This window comes from Arthrobacter sp. SIMBA_036, from assembly GCF_046535135.1.
Lineage (GTDB): Bacteria > Actinomycetota > Actinomycetes > Actinomycetales > Micrococcaceae > Arthrobacter.
Genome location: NZ_JAWRXG010000010.1, coordinates 44,589 through 59,390, shown reverse-complemented (window position 1 = coordinate 59,390; position 14,802 = coordinate 44,589). Strand labels below are relative to the sequence as shown.

General features: G+C 62.7%; 17 protein-coding genes. 6 read left to right on the top strand and 11 right to left on the bottom strand.

All coding sequences use genetic code 11. The annotated features are described in order from the left end of the window. Positions 1-3 precede the first annotated feature (3 nt). Positions 4-609 carry a TlpA family protein disulfide reductase gene (locus SB659_RS14340; protein WP_284980144.1) on the bottom strand — a complete coding sequence of 202 codons (606 nt, stop codon included), beginning with the start codon at positions 607-609 and terminating at the stop codon, positions 4-6. 2 nt (positions 610-611) lie between these two features. Beyond that, complete coding sequence (locus SB659_RS14335; RefSeq protein WP_410550837.1) at positions 612-1,277, bottom strand: histidine phosphatase family protein; 666 nt, start codon at positions 1,275-1,277, stop codon at positions 612-614. A gap of 213 nt (positions 1,278-1,490) precedes the next feature. Between SB659_RS14335 and SB659_RS14330 the strand changes: the two genes are divergently transcribed. The 3 genes from SB659_RS14330 to SB659_RS14320 all read left to right on the top strand — a co-directional run bounded on the left by SB659_RS14330 (position 1,491) and on the right by SB659_RS14320 (position 3,968). Then, positions 1,491-2,042, top strand: a complete 552-nt coding sequence (locus tag SB659_RS14330; RefSeq protein WP_284980305.1) for a YceI family protein — start codon at positions 1,491-1,493, stop codon at positions 2,040-2,042. 166 nt (positions 2,043-2,208) lie between these two features. Then, a complete protein-coding gene (locus SB659_RS14325; protein ID WP_410550836.1) occupies positions 2,209-2,934 on the top strand; it encodes a hypothetical protein in 726 nt (241 codons plus the stop codon). Positions 2,935-3,185: 251 nt separating this feature from the next. Then, positions 3,186-3,968 carry a hypothetical protein gene (locus SB659_RS14320; protein WP_284980141.1) on the top strand — a complete coding sequence of 261 codons (783 nt, stop codon included), beginning with the start codon at positions 3,186-3,188 and terminating at the stop codon, positions 3,966-3,968. A gap of 60 nt (positions 3,969-4,028) precedes the next feature. Here SB659_RS14320 and SB659_RS14315 read toward each other — a convergent pair whose 3' ends face one another. Then, positions 4,029-4,736 carry a redox-sensing transcriptional repressor Rex gene (locus SB659_RS14315; protein WP_410550835.1) on the bottom strand — a complete coding sequence of 236 codons (708 nt, stop codon included), beginning with the start codon at positions 4,734-4,736 and terminating at the stop codon, positions 4,029-4,031. A 75-nt stretch (positions 4,737-4,811) separates the two neighbouring features. Beyond that, positions 4,812-5,066 carry a glutaredoxin family protein gene (locus SB659_RS14310; RefSeq protein WP_284980139.1) on the bottom strand — a complete coding sequence of 85 codons (255 nt, stop codon included), beginning with the start codon at positions 5,064-5,066 and terminating at the stop codon, positions 4,812-4,814. Between the two features lie 106 nt (positions 5,067-5,172). Here SB659_RS14310 and SB659_RS14305 point away from each other — a divergent pair, with 106 nt between their 5' ends. After that, positions 5,173-5,991 (top strand): HAD family hydrolase, encoded by an 819-nt coding sequence (locus tag SB659_RS14305; RefSeq protein WP_284980138.1) that lies wholly within the window; start codon positions 5,173-5,175, stop codon positions 5,989-5,991. 80 nt (positions 5,992-6,071) lie between these two features. On the opposite strand, the gene SB659_RS14300 is transcribed toward SB659_RS14305, so the two are convergent. The 4 genes from SB659_RS14300 to SB659_RS14285 all read right to left on the bottom strand — a co-directional run bounded on the left by SB659_RS14300 (position 6,072) and on the right by SB659_RS14285 (position 9,195). After that, entirely contained in the window at positions 6,072-6,170 is a 99-nt protein-coding gene (locus tag SB659_RS14300; protein ID WP_003792170.1) for a 30S ribosomal protein bS22, read from the bottom strand. A 173-nt stretch (positions 6,171-6,343) separates the two neighbouring features. After that, on the bottom strand, positions 6,344-6,556 hold the full coding sequence (locus SB659_RS14295; RefSeq protein WP_017199160.1) for a helix-turn-helix domain-containing protein: 213 nt from the start codon (positions 6,554-6,556) through the stop codon (positions 6,344-6,346). A 253-nt stretch (positions 6,557-6,809) separates the two neighbouring features. Then, entirely contained in the window at positions 6,810-7,958 is a 1,149-nt protein-coding gene (locus tag SB659_RS14290) for a 3-deoxy-7-phosphoheptulonate synthase (RefSeq protein ID WP_410550834.1), read from the bottom strand. Between the two features lie 217 nt (positions 7,959-8,175). Then, a complete protein-coding gene (locus SB659_RS14285) occupies positions 8,176-9,195 on the bottom strand; it encodes an acetylxylan esterase (RefSeq protein ID WP_410550833.1) in 1,020 nt (339 codons plus the stop codon). Positions 9,196-9,400: 205 nt separating this feature from the next. Here SB659_RS14285 and SB659_RS14280 point away from each other — a divergent pair, with 205 nt between their 5' ends. Next, positions 9,401-10,450 (top strand): LacI family DNA-binding transcriptional regulator, encoded by a 1,050-nt coding sequence (locus tag SB659_RS14280; protein ID WP_410550832.1) that lies wholly within the window; start codon positions 9,401-9,403, stop codon positions 10,448-10,450. Here SB659_RS14280 and SB659_RS14275 read toward each other — a convergent pair whose 3' ends face one another. Beyond that, positions 10,451-11,149: a FadR/GntR family transcriptional regulator gene (locus tag SB659_RS14275; RefSeq protein ID WP_410550831.1), complete on the bottom strand. Its 699-nt coding sequence runs from the start codon at positions 11,147-11,149 to the stop codon at positions 10,451-10,453. 77 nt (positions 11,150-11,226) lie between these two features. Between SB659_RS14275 and SB659_RS14270 the strand changes: the two genes are divergently transcribed. Then, the gene (locus SB659_RS14270; protein WP_410550830.1) at positions 11,227-12,558 is read left to right on the top strand and encodes an alpha-hydroxy-acid oxidizing protein; all 1,332 of its coding nucleotides are present in this window, start codon (positions 11,227-11,229) and stop codon (positions 12,556-12,558) included. 166 nt (positions 12,559-12,724) lie between these two features. Here the strand turns inward: SB659_RS14270 and gdhA are convergent, their stop codons facing one another. Together gdhA and SB659_RS14260 are read right to left on the bottom strand one after the other, a co-directional pair. Further along, complete coding sequence (gdhA, locus tag SB659_RS14265) at positions 12,725-14,062, bottom strand: NADP-specific glutamate dehydrogenase (RefSeq protein WP_410550829.1); 1,338 nt, start codon at positions 14,060-14,062, stop codon at positions 12,725-12,727. Positions 14,063-14,178: 116 nt separating this feature from the next. Next, positions 14,179-14,766, bottom strand: coding sequence for a metalloregulator ArsR/SmtB family transcription factor (locus tag SB659_RS14260; protein ID WP_410550828.1), 588 nt, complete (start codon positions 14,764-14,766; stop codon positions 14,179-14,181). Positions 14,767-14,802 lie beyond the last annotated feature (36 nt).

Here is a 14,802-nt window from a genome sequence, read left to right as displayed (position 1 = left end):
GGCCTACTCAGCCACTGCTGAGGTGATGAGTGCCTTAAGCGTGCCCTTTTCGATTCCGCCGAGGACGCGCGATGCCACCCTGCCATCCTTGTCCAGGACGAGCGTGGTGGGCACTGCACCCGGAGGGACGATTCCGGACACCGAGAGAAGCACGGCACCGTCTTTGTCATCGAAACTCGGGTAGGTGAGGCTGAAAGTCTTATCGAAGGCGTCCGCCGTTGCCTTCTCGTCCCTCAGGTTGACACCGAAGAACTGGACGCCTTGGCCCTTGAATTCCTGGTGGAGGGCTTCAAGCTGTGGCGCTTCCACACGGCAGGGAGCACACGCTGCGAACCAGAAGTTCAGTACGGTGACTTTGCCTTTGAGCACCCCGGGTTCGACGGCGGTACCGTCGAAGAGGGTGCCCTTGAGGGCAACCGGGGCCGTGCGATCGGCCTTGGCGAACTCGGTCACTGATCCGTCGCCGGCGACGTAGTTCTTGTTGTCGCCTTTTTTGGCTTGTTCAGCCAAGGAGTCCGGCTGCGCGCAGGCCGAAAGTCCCACCGCCAAGCCGGTGAGTAGGACTCCCCCGGCGGCCAGGACACCGCGGCGCGAAAACGTGTTGTCCATGGCTATGCTCCCGGGGTGCTGGCTGCACCGGGAAGAAGAACGGCTGCAGGTTCGCTGTAGTCAACGCGGATGATCTTGCCGGCGTCGTCGAACACGAGGGACGTCAAGGACGCGAGCGTGCACTCCCGCTTGCGGGGGTCGTGGGCCAAACTGCGCCCCTCCGCGGTCAACCTCGTAGCCCAGATAGGCAACTGGTGGCTGACCAGGATTGCTTCGGCGCCATCTCCAGCCAAGTGGATGGCCGCAGTCCGGGCGTCCTGCACTGCCGCAAGGACGCGGGCTGCTTGCTGTTTGTATGGTTCGCCCCAGGAAGGCTGAAGCGGGTTCCGGAAGTACCACCAGTGCTTGGGTTTAAGGAACTCGGCTTTGGTGGGGTGGAGTCCCTGAAAGTGGTTTTCAGCTTCAATGATGCGCGGTTCCGTATGAATCTCCAGGCCCAGTGCCTCGGACGTAGGCATCGCCGTCTCTTGGGCGCGCGTCAGCGGAGACGCAGCCAAATACGAGATCTTGGCGCCTGCGGTGGCGCGCGCAACGAAGTGCTCGGCCAGCATCCGTGCCATGTCCCGGCCGCGTTCGGAGAGATGGAATTCCGGCAGCCGGCCATAGAGGACGCCATCGGGGTTGTGGACCTCGCCATGGCGAAGCAGATGGACAGTTGCTTGGGGCATGTTTACCAGTTTCTCAAAGAAGCGGGGCGATCCGAAATCTTCTACATCTAGTAGAACTCAGAAATTTCCCGAAATGTTCCGTGGAGTTGGAATAAAAGATGCATATGCATGTTTATACTGGGTACGAAGCTCGGTTGATCTTTCAAGTAAACAGGAAACATCGCAAGCGTCGAGCAAGCAGTACCTACCACTACCCATAGGAGCAACACCATGATGACCCTTCCCGCTGACGTCACCACCGGCACCTGGACCCTTGACGCCTCGCACAGCGAAATCGGCTTCACCGTTCGCCACGCAGGTATCAGCAAGGTACGCGGCCAGTTCAAGGATGCCGAAGCAACCTTGGAACTCGGTGAGACCCTGACCGATTCCAAGGTCACCGCGACCATTCGGACCGCCAGCTTCGACTCGGGCGACGTCAACCGCGACGGACACGTCAAGGGCGAGGACTTCTTCGATGTGGAGAAGTTCCCGGAAATCACGTTCGTTTCCCGCCACGTCAAGTCCAACGGCAACAGCTTTGACCTCGTGGGCGATCTCACCATCAAGGGTGTGACCAAGGAAGTTTCCATCGAAACCGAATTCAACGGCGTCGCCGTCGATCCCTTCGGTAACACCCGCGCCGGCGTCTCCGGCGAAACCACCATCAGCCGCAAGGACTTCGGCCTCACCTGGAACGCCGTCCTCGAAGCCGGTGGCGTGCTGGTCAGCGACAAGGTAGTCATCAACCTGGAACTCGCGTTCATCGCACCGGCAGCCGCATAAGCAGCCGCATTTTCGACGACGCCCCCGCGCAGCCAACGGCTGGTGGGGGCGTCGTTTCTCATTTCCCAAGAGCACTTGCCGATTGTTCGGCAAACAGCCTGTAGTTACCTGCGAATTGGCTCAAAATTGCCTATGCAACCCTCAACCCGCGGTCTACAGTGATGCCATGAGTACCCCAGATGAAGCACCCCAGCCACAGCAGCCCGGCTCCGAGCCTCCGCAGCCAGGCAATGTTCCTCCTGCGGGTTACCAGCCTCCGCAGGGCTACCAACCGCCCCCGGGTTACCAGCCACCGCCGGGCTACGAGCCTCCGCAGCAGCCCGGAATGGGCCAGCCCGCACCGGGACAGCAGTACTCGCAGCCTGCGCCGGGACAGCAAGGGCAGTCAGGCGGTTTCCGCTTTGAAATGCCCACCGACCGTCCCCGCAACTTCAACGATGTCCTGCCTGCCGGGGGACTTTCGGGAATGTTCAAGACGCAGGGCCTCCCAACAGAACTCAAAGTGTCCTACTTCATTTGGGTGATTTGGGGCCTCTTGGCACTCCTGTTCGGACTGATCGGGTTCTTCGCGATCATTGCCGCGTTTGCGTTCATCCCGGGCTTAGCCGCCGTCCTCCTCGTTCTTTTGCTCCTGAGCCTGGCGGTGGCAGTTGCCCAAATTGTCCTTGCCATGAAGATGAAAGAGGGCAAAGAGTGGGCAAGGCTTGCACTGACCGTCTTGGCTGTTGTCTCGTTGCTGCTTGCGATTATCGGATCTGCCAGCGCTGGCGGTTATGGGGCGGGCAGCTTGGGCAGCAACTGGTTCGGATTCCTGGTCAGTGCGGTCGCCGTCGTCCTGATGTGGCTGCCGAACTCGCAGCTCTGGTTCAAGGCAGTGCGGGGTAACGCATAGCGGAACCCGGGCCTCGTCGGAAGCTCGCGACGGAACACCATTCCAAGGCCGCGGCCGTCCCCGGACGGCTGCGGCCTTCATCGTGGAAGTACGCCTTTCATGATGATTTTGCGACGACGGCGGAAAAGGTGCGTGGGATCACGAACACCCTCTGCGCAGGGGGGTACGGTGGAATCAGAACCACGCTGGGGGCAGGGTCGTTTTGCTGATCCCGGCGGCCGAACCAGCAGTCGAACGAGCAAAGGAATGCCATGAGCAACCCGCCCCTCCCGCCCACCAACCCGGGCGACACCAACCACCCCCAGCCACCGGGCGCCCCACAGTACGGTCAGGCGTCCCCGCCCCCTGCCCCGCAGTACGGTCAGGTCTCCCCTCCGCCCGCGCCACAGTACGGCCAGGCTTCCCCGCCGCCCGCCGCGCCGCAATACGGCCAGGCCTCCCCGCCGCCCGCCGCGCCGCAATACGGCCAGGCCTCCCCGCCCCCAGCGCCGCAATACGGCCAGGTCTCCCCGCCCACGGCACCGATGTACAACCAACCGATGAGCTGGCCCAGTGAAGCAGCAGCATCCGCAACGGGCGTGCCCCAGCTGGTCAACGTCTCCTTTTGGATGCTCCTTGGTTGCGCTCTCTTGACGCTGATTTCGCTACCACTCACCATCGTGATGCTCAATTCCAGCGCGGGCCAATCGATGGTGGAACAGGCCATCCAAGCTCAGGGCACGCAGGATCCCGCGGTTACAGTGAGCAACCTCATCAACTTGGCGATTACCTTCCTGGTCATCATTTCGATCATCATGATCGGCCTCTACACTTTGGTTGCCTTCAAGATCCGGCGCGGTAAGAACTGGGCACGCATCCTGGGCACGGTCCTCGCCGCGCTTTCACTGCTGGGGCTTGCGCAGTTGGGCTTGACCACCATCACGATCCTCTTGGGTATCGCCGCCATCGTGTTGCTGTACCTGCCGTCGTCGGCACCGTACTTCCGCAAGGCCAAGCCCTTCAGTGGCGCGTTCCAGAACCCCTACGGCAACTAGGAAGCATCCAGCAACGAACTATCCAGCAACGAACTATCGCGGGCGGAGACCCGGCTCTGGCTAAACGGCCTGGCCCGGCGTCTGCGCCCGCTGTGCGTGGTAGGCCAGAATCTGCAGCTCCGTGGCCATGTCCACCTTGCGCAGGTTGACGTGGGGCGGCACCTGGAGGAGCACCGGGGCGAAGCTGAGGATGCTCCTGATTCCCGCGGCTATCACCCGGTCGCACACTTCCTGGGCAACCGTGGCCGGCAATGCAAGCACCACCATGTTTGTGTGGGTCCGTGCCAGGACACGTTCGAGCTCGGCGGAATCACTGACACGGAGCCAGCCCACCTCGTTACCGATCACCATGGGATCGGCGTCGAAGATCGCCACGACGTCGAAACCCCGGGACTCAAAACCGCCATACCTGGCCAGGGCTTTTCCGAGGTTACCGGCACCGACGATCGCGACCTTCCAGTCGTGTGTCAGTCCGAGCGCAGCCGCAATGTGACGGCTTAAGTACTGGACCTCGTACCCCACACCGCGGGTTCCGTACGAACCTGCGTAGGAGAGGTCCTTGCGGAGGGTGGAGGAGCTGACACCCGAGGCCTCGGCAAGTGCTTCCGAGGATACCCGTTCCACACCTTCAGCCAGCAGGGAATTGAGCGCACGCAAATAGAGGGTCATCCGGGCCACAGCCGCGGGCGGGATCTGCCTCTTGGCAGGATCGTTGCCTTCGGTTGCTGCTCCCGGGGACGGTTCCAGAGCAGTCACGGTACTCTCCATTGCATCGCTTCGTTGTTCCACTCTATGGCTCCGCGGCGAAACTGAACAAAAGCTGCTGCTCCCGGTATCGGAGGGTCAGCGTGCCATGGCCTTCTTGATGGTCCGGGCCAACCTTTGTTCGTCGATCTTCCAGAAATCGCGCTGGATGCCGTCGACCAACACCACGGGAATCTCCTCCGCGTACTGCTCCTGCAAGCCGGCGTCGTCGTCGATCCTTCGCTCCGCCCACGGGACGCCCAGCGCTGCAGTGACACGCTCGACGGCGGTACGCGCCTCGGCGCAAAGGTGGCAGTCAGCTTTGGTGAGGAGAACGACGTCGGGAATGGACATGCCTCAACGGTATCCCCACCACCCTCTTCCACGCCCATCTCATGCACACTGCTCGCGCTCCAGTGCGGCGAAGCACGGGGACCCGGCAATTGACTAGACTCAAGGCATGCCCGAGGAGAAGAACGCCGCTGTGGTCGCAGACGCGCAACTGCAGAAGCACACAGGCGAAGCGGCCTTCTTCGACGTGGACAACACCCTCATGAAGGGCGCGAGCCTTTTCCACGTGGCACGCAAGATGTACGAGCGCAAAGCCTTCACACTCAGCCAGGCAGCCGGTTTCGCGTGGAAACAATTCAAGTTCGTCATGCGCGGCGAGACCTTGCAAGATGTCCATGCCGTGCGCGATTCTGCGCTGACGCTCGCGGCCGGGATCTCGGTGGAAGACATCAAGGCCCTGGGCGAAGAAGTGTACGACGAAATGATCGAATCCCGGATCTGGCCCGGAACCAAGGCACTGGCCGAACAGCACCTCCGAGTGGGCCGGAAGGTGTGGCTTGTGACAGCCACTCCGGTTGAGGTTGCCACTGTCATCGCCACAAGGCTCGGACTCACGGGAGCACTCGGTACCGTGGGCGAAGTCAGTGATGGGATGTACACCGGTAAGCTCGTGGGCGACATCCTGCATGGTCCGGCGAAGGCCGTGGCAGTACAACTAGTGGCGGAGCGCGAAGGACTGGACCTCGATCATTGCTGGGCTTACAGCGATTCCGCCAACGACATCCCCTTGCTCACCATGGTGGGACACCCTGTGGTTATCAACCCCGATGGAAAGCTTCGCCGGCACGCCCGCGACAACAACTGGCCTGTCTACGATTACCGCGCGGGGCGCCGTGCCGCGACCCTGGGACTCAAGGCAGCTACCGTCGGTGGGGCGATCTACGGCTTATGGCGGGGCTTCTCAAGGTTCCGCGGCCCGCGGCCCTAGCCCTCGTTGTCATGACGGGTGGGCGCAAAAATGCCCGCCGCCTCGAAAGGCAACGGGCATTCACGCTTGATGAAGTATCCCTACTTCTTGTTGCGACGCTGGTGGCGTGTCTTGCGAAGCAGCTTGCGGTGCTTCTTCTTGGCCATACGCTTGCGGCGCTTCTTAATAACTGAACCCACGAAAGTTCCTTACAAGCTAGAAGGTCCTGTCTGTTGGAACGCATCCGCGGAAGCAGACAGTACAACTGACAGATTCTTACATTGACGTAAAACGTTCCTTAACAGGGTACCGCTTTCACGGGGCACTCTGTGACCACAGTCCGCGCATCAAAGCCCGGACGGAACATGCAGCGTCAGGCAGTCTCGGATTGCCCGTCCACAACAGCACCCTTGAGGTACTGTGCAACTGCTTCCTCGGGAACACGGAAGGAGCGGCCGAACCTGACGGCGGGCATTTCCCCTGAGTGAACCAATCGATACACGGTCATTTTGGAAACGCGAAGAACGTCGGCGACTTCAGCCACCGTCATGAAACGCGCATTCGAGAAGTTAGTCTCCGCGGACATTTCCCATATTCCTTTGCTCTCAGCCAGTAGGACACCCCAGTTAGACGGTGTGCCGATGCTGAGCCATCAAACAACCCTGTGATAGATACTCTAGAGGCTGCTGGGGCCAATGTGAAAGCATTTCCGACAAGTGGGACACGACTCCGGAACCAGGGCATCCCCGGAACGGGGGGTCGCTGCGGAGAAGGCCGGGCGCACGGCACTTTGCGCAGCGAACCCACGAAACGGGACGCTCGGGCTGGGCTCCAGAGTCCTACTCCGCGGTAGCCTGCCGACGCTTCCGGGCGGAGGCTGCGAGCTGCTCCAACACCGATGCCGTGACGTCCCATTCCATGCAGGCGTCCGTGACACTCTGTCCGTACGTCAGCTCCTGTTCCCCGGCCAACTGCTTGGCGGTATCCAAGTTCTGCGCTCCGCCCACGAGGAAGCTCTCCAGCATGACGCCGGCAATCGGAGAGGTCTCCGCTGCCTCCAGCTGGGCCCCGATTTCCAAGGCAACTTCGGCCTGCCGGTGGTGGCTCTTGCCGCTGTTGGCATGGCTGGCATCCACGATCAGTCGCGGGTTCAGTCCCTTGGCCGCCAGCTTGGATGATGCCGCGGCCACGTCCTCCTGCGAGTAGTTTGGGCCCTTGCGTCCCCCGCGCAGGATCACATGGGTGTCAGGGTTGCCGGAGGTCGCCACCAGGGCTGCTCGGCCGCCGTCGTCGATTCCCAAGAAAGCTTGCTCAGCAGCAGATGCACCGCATGCGTCGATGGCCACTTGGAGGTCGCCGTCGGTACCGTTCTTGAAACCGATGGGCATGGAAAGGCCGGAGGCGAGCTGGCGGTGGATCTGGCTTTCGGTGGTGCGCGCGCCGATGGCGCCCCACGAAACGAGGTCCGCCATGTATTGCGGGCTGATGGGCTCGAGGAACTCGGTGGCCGTGGGCAAGCCCAATGCGGTGACCTGCTTCAGGAAGCCGCGAGCAGCACGCAAGCCGGCGGCAATGTCGTGGCTGCCGTCCAGGTGGGGATCGTTGATCAGGCCCTTCCAGCCGACGGTGGTGCGGGGCTTCTCGAAGTAGGTACGCATCACGATGAGCAGGTCGGCCTTGTGCTTCTCCGCTTGGCTGACCAATCGGCGGGCGTACTCGAGGCCCGCCTTGGGGTCATGGATGGAGCACGGGCCCACGATCACGAGGAGGCGATCGTCCACGCCGTCCATGATGGCGCGGACCTGGTCGCGGCCACGGTCGACGACGGCAGCTGAGTGGGCGTCCAACGGCAGCTCGGCGATGAGGTCCTGGGGTGCCGGAAGCGGTTCGAAACGGGCCACCCGCAGATTGGAGGTGGCGGGCTGCTTTGCCTCTGTGGGCTCGGTGGAATGGAGCGATTCAGGGGATTCGGCGGCGATGCTGGTCATGTCTGGGTCCTGTCCGGTGCGGAGCGGGTCCCGTCTCAGAACCCGCCGGATATGGCGAAGGGCAGAGAATGATCTCTGCCCTGTTGGCTCTGAAGGAAAGTTGGATGCGTGTCAGTTAGACGCGGGCCCCTCCAGAGCCAACGAAAAATACGCATACCAACGGTTAGTCATAGCCACACCATAACCGCGCTTCTTCACACCGGGCAAATCGTGTCCGTCATGATGACAAAAGTTTGCGCAGGAACTGGAGTTGCTTGATCCAGTGGTGCTCCTGGCCGCCCTCGTGGTTGTTGAAGCGATACACCTCGATGTCCTTGTCCGGCGCACTGCCCTTTGCGGAAGAGCCGGTGCCGTAGCTGTTGTAGCTGGCAAAGACCGTTGAGGGCGGGCAAATATCGTCCATTTGCGCGGCGGAGAACAGCGCGGGAACGGTGGCCGCCCGGCCCAGATGCACGCCGTCGAAGTAGTTAAGAACGGCCAGCATAGGCTCGTATTTGTCGCGGTGCCTGCCGAGGAATCCGGCGATTTCCGGGTAGGGACCACGCGGGGCGATGTCGATGGCCCGCGGGAAGTCCTGTAGGAACGGGACGTCGGGCAGTGCGGCGATGACGCCGTCGAGCCTTCCGGCCGTCAGCCCAGCCGTCGCGACCGTGATCCCACCACCTTGGCTCACCCCGGTCAGCACTACTTTGGAGGGGTCGACGGCGGCGTGGCTCTGCGCCGCTTCCACCGCACGGAAGGCATCCACGTAGACCCTGCGGAAGTAGTAATCCTCCTGGTGCCCCGAACCCCGGGTCATGAGTCCGGCGAAGTTGACCTCGCCCGCCGAAGGGTGCGGATCGGGCGTATCGCCTGACACACCGCCGTACCCCTGACCGCGGGTGTCCATGATGAAATGCGCGTAGCCGGCCTGGGCCCAGCGGGTGTTCTGGTTGACCAAGCCCCGTCCGCCGGAGTATCCGATGAATTCGACCACGACAGGAAGTTTCTGGCCCGGCTCGCAATTCGCGGGAATGTGAAGCCAGCCCTTGATGCGGTCGCCGCCGAAGCCGGAGAAGGTGACGTCGAAGGTGTTGATCACTGTGAGGTAGTTATCCACGGGTTCGAAAACGGCGTCGAGCGGGAATGCCCGCGCCGCCGAGATGGTGCCGTCCCAGAAGGCGTCCAAGTCGGCCGGCGGTACTGCCGCGGAAGTGTAATCACGGAGTTGCTCGAGCGGGAGGTCAAAAAGAGGCATGAGGGCATCCTACGTCCTCCGCACGGCCTCGCAAGCGAGCCCTGCAACCGGCCACTGGACAGTTTCGAGTGAACCAAGAAATCGTTTACCGAGGCACTATAAGCTTTCTGTCAACGCCTCTGCGTGCGCAGGCCTCGATTCCGGGACCGCGAGGCTTCATTGGCAGGCTGCTCCGGCAGCGTGCGGCGATAGATGGGAGGGCGGCATGGCACGTAACAACGCCAACAAACGCGTTGGCATTGCCGATGTTGCCCTAAGAGCCGGCGTCTCGCACGCCACTGTCTCCCGCGTCATGAACGGCAATGCCGCGGTGGATGCAGGCATCGCTGAACGGGTCCGTGTAGCAGCCGCAGAACTGAAGTATCAGCCCAATCCAGTGGGCCGGAGCCTGGCCTTGGGCAAAACGGACACCATCGGGATTGTGGTCCCGGACCTTGCCAATCCGACCTTCCAGGCCATCCTCCGCGGCCTCAGCATTGCTGCGGGGACAGACGGATACCGGGTCCTCATCGCCGATTCCTCTGAGGTTGCCAGCGAGGAGGCAATCTTGGCGGGCGAGGCCCGGCGTCGATGCGACGGCGTGGTGCTGTGCGCGCCCAGGATGGGCGACGCCCAGTTGGAGGAACTTGCGCCGAGCCTGCACCCGTTGGTGCTCATCAACCGCACGACGGCGGACAACACCCCCAGCCTGAACGTCGACTACGAACAGGGCATACAGGACTTGGCCCAGCACCTTGTAGCGCTCGGGCACAAGCGACTGGCATTCCTCGCAGGACCGGAACACAGCGCGTCCAACAGGCAGCGCCTTGCCGGCTTGGAAGTTTTCCGGGAGCAGAACCCGGGGATCGAACTGCAGCTGCTTCCCGGGGGCTCAAACTTCGATTCAGGCCATGATTCAACCGAGCTCGTTATTGCCTGCGGTGCCACCGGAATCCTTGCTTTCAACGATCTTGTGGCCATGGGGTTGCTGAGTGGCTTGCATGAGCGTGGACTTCGCGTTCCGGATGACATCTCCGTGGCGGGCTTCGACGATATTCCGTTCGCCCGGTACACCACTCCCCCGCTCACCACGGCCGCCGTACCGATCAACGAAATCGGTAGCCTGGCCTGGCGCAGGATGCGGGAACAGATCCAGCAGCCCGGCGAGGCACCCGAGCCGGTCCGGGACGAGTTCCGGCCACGAATGGAGATCCGGAAAAGCACCGCGGCGCCTTCTGTAAGCCGGCGAGGCGGCACGCCTGATCAGCCCGCGTGATCAGTGTTCCGCGTGATCGGGGGCAACTCCAGCTTCGGCATAGAAACCCGTGATGTGCGAGGCCACGAGCTCAGCCGCCCCAGCGCCGTCGCCAGTGTTCACGGCCGCGAGGATGGCACGGTGCTCGGCCCTTAGCCGCTTGGAGGTAGCCTCCCAGTTGGGCAGGTTCCTGGTGAGCTCGCCCGCGTAATTCTCAATGGCGCCTCGGAGTGAGGCCATCATGGCGCTCACGACGGCGTTTCCCGCCGCTTGTGCCAGGGCGACATGGAAGCGTGAGTTCAAGGCGAGGAACGTACCGACGTCCGGGCCTGCATCCATCTCATCCAAGAGCTTGGCGCCCTCCTCAAGCGCAGGCGTGCCGGCTTTGGCGCGTTTGGCTGCCCACGATTCGAGGAGCACGCGGGTTTCCACAATGTCCGCTACCGGCAGATGACGGGTGGCCACGTGGAGGCGCAGGGTGGAACCCAAAGCAGTTCCGGGCTCGGCAATCACTACCGTTCCCGCATCTTTCCCGGACCCGACGCCGGCCCGGACCACCCCCATGGCCTCCAGGATCCGGACGGCCTCACGGACCGAGGTCCGGGAAACCTGCAGTTGCTCAGCCATGGCCCGCTCGCCGGGTAAACGGCCACCCAAGGTGAGCTCGCCGTCGGAAATCTGCTTTTCGATCCATTGCAGGACCAGCTCGTGCGTGCGCATATCCGAATACTACTTGATGTGGTCAGACCACATGCCCTAGAGTGTGGTTAGACCACATGAACCCTAGGGAGACCCGTATGACCGACACGATTGATCCCAAGATCACCGCTGCGCCAGCCGATGCCGGGAGCGACCAAAACGTAACCCGCGCACCCCAGCCGCCAGCCGCCGTCGTGCGGCCGCCGGCACTGAGGCGACGCATACCGAGTGTCGCGGACCTGGCGCCGCTGATGCAGTTCAAGAAGCCGGAGTTCAGCAAGGCCGCCCGGCTGAAGAGGGCCAGCACCGTTTGGGAACTGCGGGACATGGCCAAGCGCCGCACCCCGCAGGCTCCTTTTGATTACACCGACGGTGCTGCTGAGGAAGAAATCACCCTTCGTCGCGCCCGTCAGGCCTTCCAGGACATCGAATTCCGGCCGGGCATCCTGCGGGACGTTTCAAGAATTGATCTCCGCACGGACATTTTGGGCCAGAAATCACGGCTTCCGTTCGGCATCGCGCCAACCGGCTTTACCCGCATGATGCAGTCCGAGGGCGAATACGCGGGCTCACAGGCAGCCGAAGCCGCCGGGATTCCTTACACCCTCTCCACCATGGGCACCGCCTCGATCGAGGATGTGGCAACCGCTGCCCCGAACGGCCGGAACTGGTTCCAGCTGTACTTGTGGACGGACCGCGAGCGCTCCCTTGGGCTGATCGAAAGGGCCGCAAAGGCCGGTAACGACACCCTAATGGTCACCGTGGACACCGCTGTTGCAGGTGCGCGACTGCGGGACGTCCGAAACGGCATGACCATACCGCCGGCGTTGACACTGAAAACGGTGGTGGACGCGTCCTACCGCCCGGCGTGGTGGTTCAACTTCCTCACCCACGAACCCCTGACGTTTGCCTCACTGTCGCGCTACACCGGGACTGTGGCTGAGCTCATCAACTCCATGTTTGATCCGACACTGACCTACCAGGACTTGGACTGGCTGCGTGAAACTTGGAAGGGCAAGCTCGTGGTCAAAGGCATCCAAACCGTGGAGGACGCCCGGCGCGTGGTGGACCACGGCGTCGATGGCATCGTGTTATCCAACCATGGGGGCCGCCAACTGGACCGCGCACCCATCCCGTTCCACTTGCTTCCGGAGGTCACAACGGCACTGGCGTCGGACAACAGCAAGGCTGCCGTCATGTTGGACACGGGCATCATGAGCGGTGCGGACATCGTGGCCGCACTGGCCTTGGGTGCTGACTTCGCCCTGATTGGCAGGGCGTATCTTTACGGTTTGATGGCGGGCGGCCGCGCGGGTGTGGACCGTGCCATCCAGATCCTCGAGAAAGACATGACCAGGACCATGGCGTTGCTTGGCGTCAGCAAGGTTTCGGACCTGAATCCGGACCACGTGCGGCTGCTGCAGCGCTAGCCTCCACCCAACCAGAGGACAGCACCTGTTCGCTCTGAGCGCTCAGAACGGCATGATCTGTCCCCTGGTTGGGCAGGAACCTCAGTTGGGTAGGAACCTCAGTTGGGCAGGAACCTCAGTTGGGTAGCAACCTCAGTTGGCTAGGAACCTCAGTTGGGTAGCAACCTCAGATGAGGCCTTGGGCGAGCATGGCGTCCGCTACCTTGACGAAGCCGCCGATGTTGGCGCCCACCACGTAGTTTCCAGGCGCACCGTACTCGTCGGCGGTTGCTGCGCAGCGATCGTGGATGCCCACCATGATCTCCGTGAGCCTCTGCTCGGTGTGCTCGAAGGTCCACGAATCACGGCTCGCATTCTGCTGCATCTCCAGCGCGGACGTGGCAACACCACCTGCGTTGGCTGCCTTGCCCGGGCCGAACAGGATGCCTGCCTCCTGGAACACGGACACGGCTTCCCTGGTGGAGGGCATGTTGGCGCCCTCGGCTGCAGCGATCAGTCCGTTGCTGACCAACTTGGCGGCAGCATCGCCGTCGAGCTCGTTCTGCGTGGCGCACGGCAGCGCCACCGTGCCGTTGACGTCCCACACGGAACCACCGGTTACGTGGGTTGCACCCCCGCGGCGAGCGGCGTACTCGGTGAGGCGCCCGCGCTCCACTTCCTTGATGTGGCGCAGAAGCTCGACGTCGATCCCCGCCTCATCCACGACGTATCCGGCGGAGTCGGAACAGGCAACCACGGTGGCCCCCAAGGATTGTGCCTTGGCGATGGCATGGATGGCGACATTGCCTGAGCCCGAAACCACCACCCGCTGCCCATCAAAGGACTGTCCCCGGGTCTTGAGCATCTCTTGAGCAAAGATGACAGTGCCGTAGCCGGTGGCTTCGGGACGAACCAGAGACCCGCCCCATGAGATGCCCTTGCCCGTGAGGACCCCGGATTCGTAGCGGTTGGTGATGCGCTTGTACTGGCCAAAGAGGTAACCGATTTCACGGCCTCCCACCCCGATGTCCCCCGCCGGCACGTCGGTGTACTCGCCAATGTGCCTGTACAGCTCAGTCATGAAGGACTGGCAGAAACGCATGATCTCGGCGTCGGAACGTCCCCGGGGGTCGAAGTCCGAGCCGCCCTTTCCGCCACCGATGGGCATGCCCGTCAATGCGTTCTTGAAGATCTGTTCAAACCCGAGGAACTTCACGATCCCCAAGTAGACGGAGGGGTGGAAACGCAGGCCGCCTTTGTAGGGGCCCAGCGCTGAGTTGAACTCCACACGGAAGCCACGGTTGACATGGACCCGGCCGGCGTCGTCAGTCCACGGAACGCGGAAAATGATCTGGCGCTCAGGTTCGCAGAGACGCTCAAGGACTGCGCCCTCGAGGAATTCGGGGTGCCTGTCATGGACCGGGCCCAGGCTTTCAAAGACCTCGATGACGGCCTGGTGGAATTCCTTTTCACCCGGGTTCCGCGCAAGCACGGTGTCCCGGATACCTTCGAGCCTTGAATCCATGGGGGGGTTCCTATCCTCAGTGCGCCCAGCTGTAGCGGACGGTGTTCAGTCCCGCCCATGGTTGCACTTGCTTCCCCGGCAGCTCCATCCGGGGGGAATGTGACCCAACTCGTCAGCTAGCGCTTCCGGCCGAACTTTGGCAGGTTGGGCAGATTCGGAAGGTTGGCCAGCAGATCAGCGGCTTTGGTGGCGGCCCGGCCCACGGTGCGTCCGATGTGTTGCGGCATGGTGTCATCCGGGGCCTCAAGAATCCCTGATGATTCGGAGGCATGCGCCATCACGGCCTGGCCGACGGCGTCCACCCGGGTAGCAGGCATGTCAGCCGCCGATTCGGTCGTCCCGGATTCGGGCACCGCGCCAGCGGGGGCGGTGACGGCCGCAGGCCCGTTGACGGCGGCTGCTGGCTCCCCTCCGGAAGGCGCGACGACGGCGGGCTTGGCCTGTCCGACGTCGAACGTTTCCAGCCACGAGGCGATGCCCGCGAGCGGCTTGGTGTTCAGGGTGTAGAAGCGCTTCTGGCCCTGTGCGCGCATGGTGACGAGGTCCGCCTCGCGGAGCACCTTCAAGTGCTTGGAAATAGTGGGCTGGCTCGCCGCCAGCTCCGCCACGAGTTCCCCTACAGCCTTATCCCCAGAGCGGAGGGAGACCAGGATGTCGCGTCTGGTTGCCTCAGCTATGACGGCAAATACGTCGTCAGTCACCATGCCTCCCACCCTAGCGACATATACGCCTGTTGGCAT

Coding starts and splice junctions, on each gene's coding strand:
- SB659_RS14340 (WP_284980144.1), bottom strand. CDS start 609: ATGGACAACACGTTTTCGCGCCGCGGTGTCCTGGCCGCCGGGGGAGTC.
- SB659_RS14335 (WP_410550837.1), bottom strand. CDS start 1,277: ATGCCCCAAGCAACTGTCCATCTGCTTCGCCATGGCGAGGTCCACAAC.
- SB659_RS14330 (WP_284980305.1), top strand. CDS start 1,491: ATGACCCTTCCCGCTGACGTCACCACCGGCACCTGGACCCTTGACGCC.
- SB659_RS14325 (WP_410550836.1), top strand. CDS start 2,209: ATGAGTACCCCAGATGAAGCACCCCAGCCACAGCAGCCCGGCTCCGAG.
- SB659_RS14320 (WP_284980141.1), top strand. CDS start 3,186: ATGAGCAACCCGCCCCTCCCGCCCACCAACCCGGGCGACACCAACCAC.
- SB659_RS14315 (WP_410550835.1), bottom strand. CDS start 4,736: ATGGAGAGTACCGTGACTGCTCTGGAACCGTCCCCGGGAGCAGCAACC.
- SB659_RS14310 (WP_284980139.1), bottom strand. CDS start 5,066: ATGTCCATTCCCGACGTCGTTCTCCTCACCAAAGCTGACTGCCACCTT.
- SB659_RS14305 (WP_284980138.1), top strand. CDS start 5,173: ATGCCCGAGGAGAAGAACGCCGCTGTGGTCGCAGACGCGCAACTGCAG.
- SB659_RS14295 (WP_017199160.1), bottom strand. CDS start 6,556: ATGTCCGCGGAGACTAACTTCTCGAATGCGCGTTTCATGACGGTGGCT.
- SB659_RS14290 (WP_410550834.1), bottom strand. CDS start 7,958: ATGACCAGCATCGCCGCCGAATCCCCTGAATCGCTCCATTCCACCGAG.
- SB659_RS14285 (WP_410550833.1), bottom strand. CDS start 9,195: ATGCCTCTTTTTGACCTCCCGCTCGAGCAACTCCGTGATTACACTTCC.
- SB659_RS14280 (WP_410550832.1), top strand. CDS start 9,401: ATGGCACGTAACAACGCCAACAAACGCGTTGGCATTGCCGATGTTGCC.
- SB659_RS14275 (WP_410550831.1), bottom strand. CDS start 11,149: ATGCGCACGCACGAGCTGGTCCTGCAATGGATCGAAAAGCAGATTTCC.
- SB659_RS14270 (WP_410550830.1), top strand. CDS start 11,227: ATGACCGACACGATTGATCCCAAGATCACCGCTGCGCCAGCCGATGCC.
- gdhA (WP_410550829.1), bottom strand. CDS start 14,062: ATGGATTCAAGGCTCGAAGGTATCCGGGACACCGTGCTTGCGCGGAAC.
- SB659_RS14260 (WP_410550828.1), bottom strand. CDS start 14,766: ATGGTGACTGACGACGTATTTGCCGTCATAGCTGAGGCAACCAGACGC.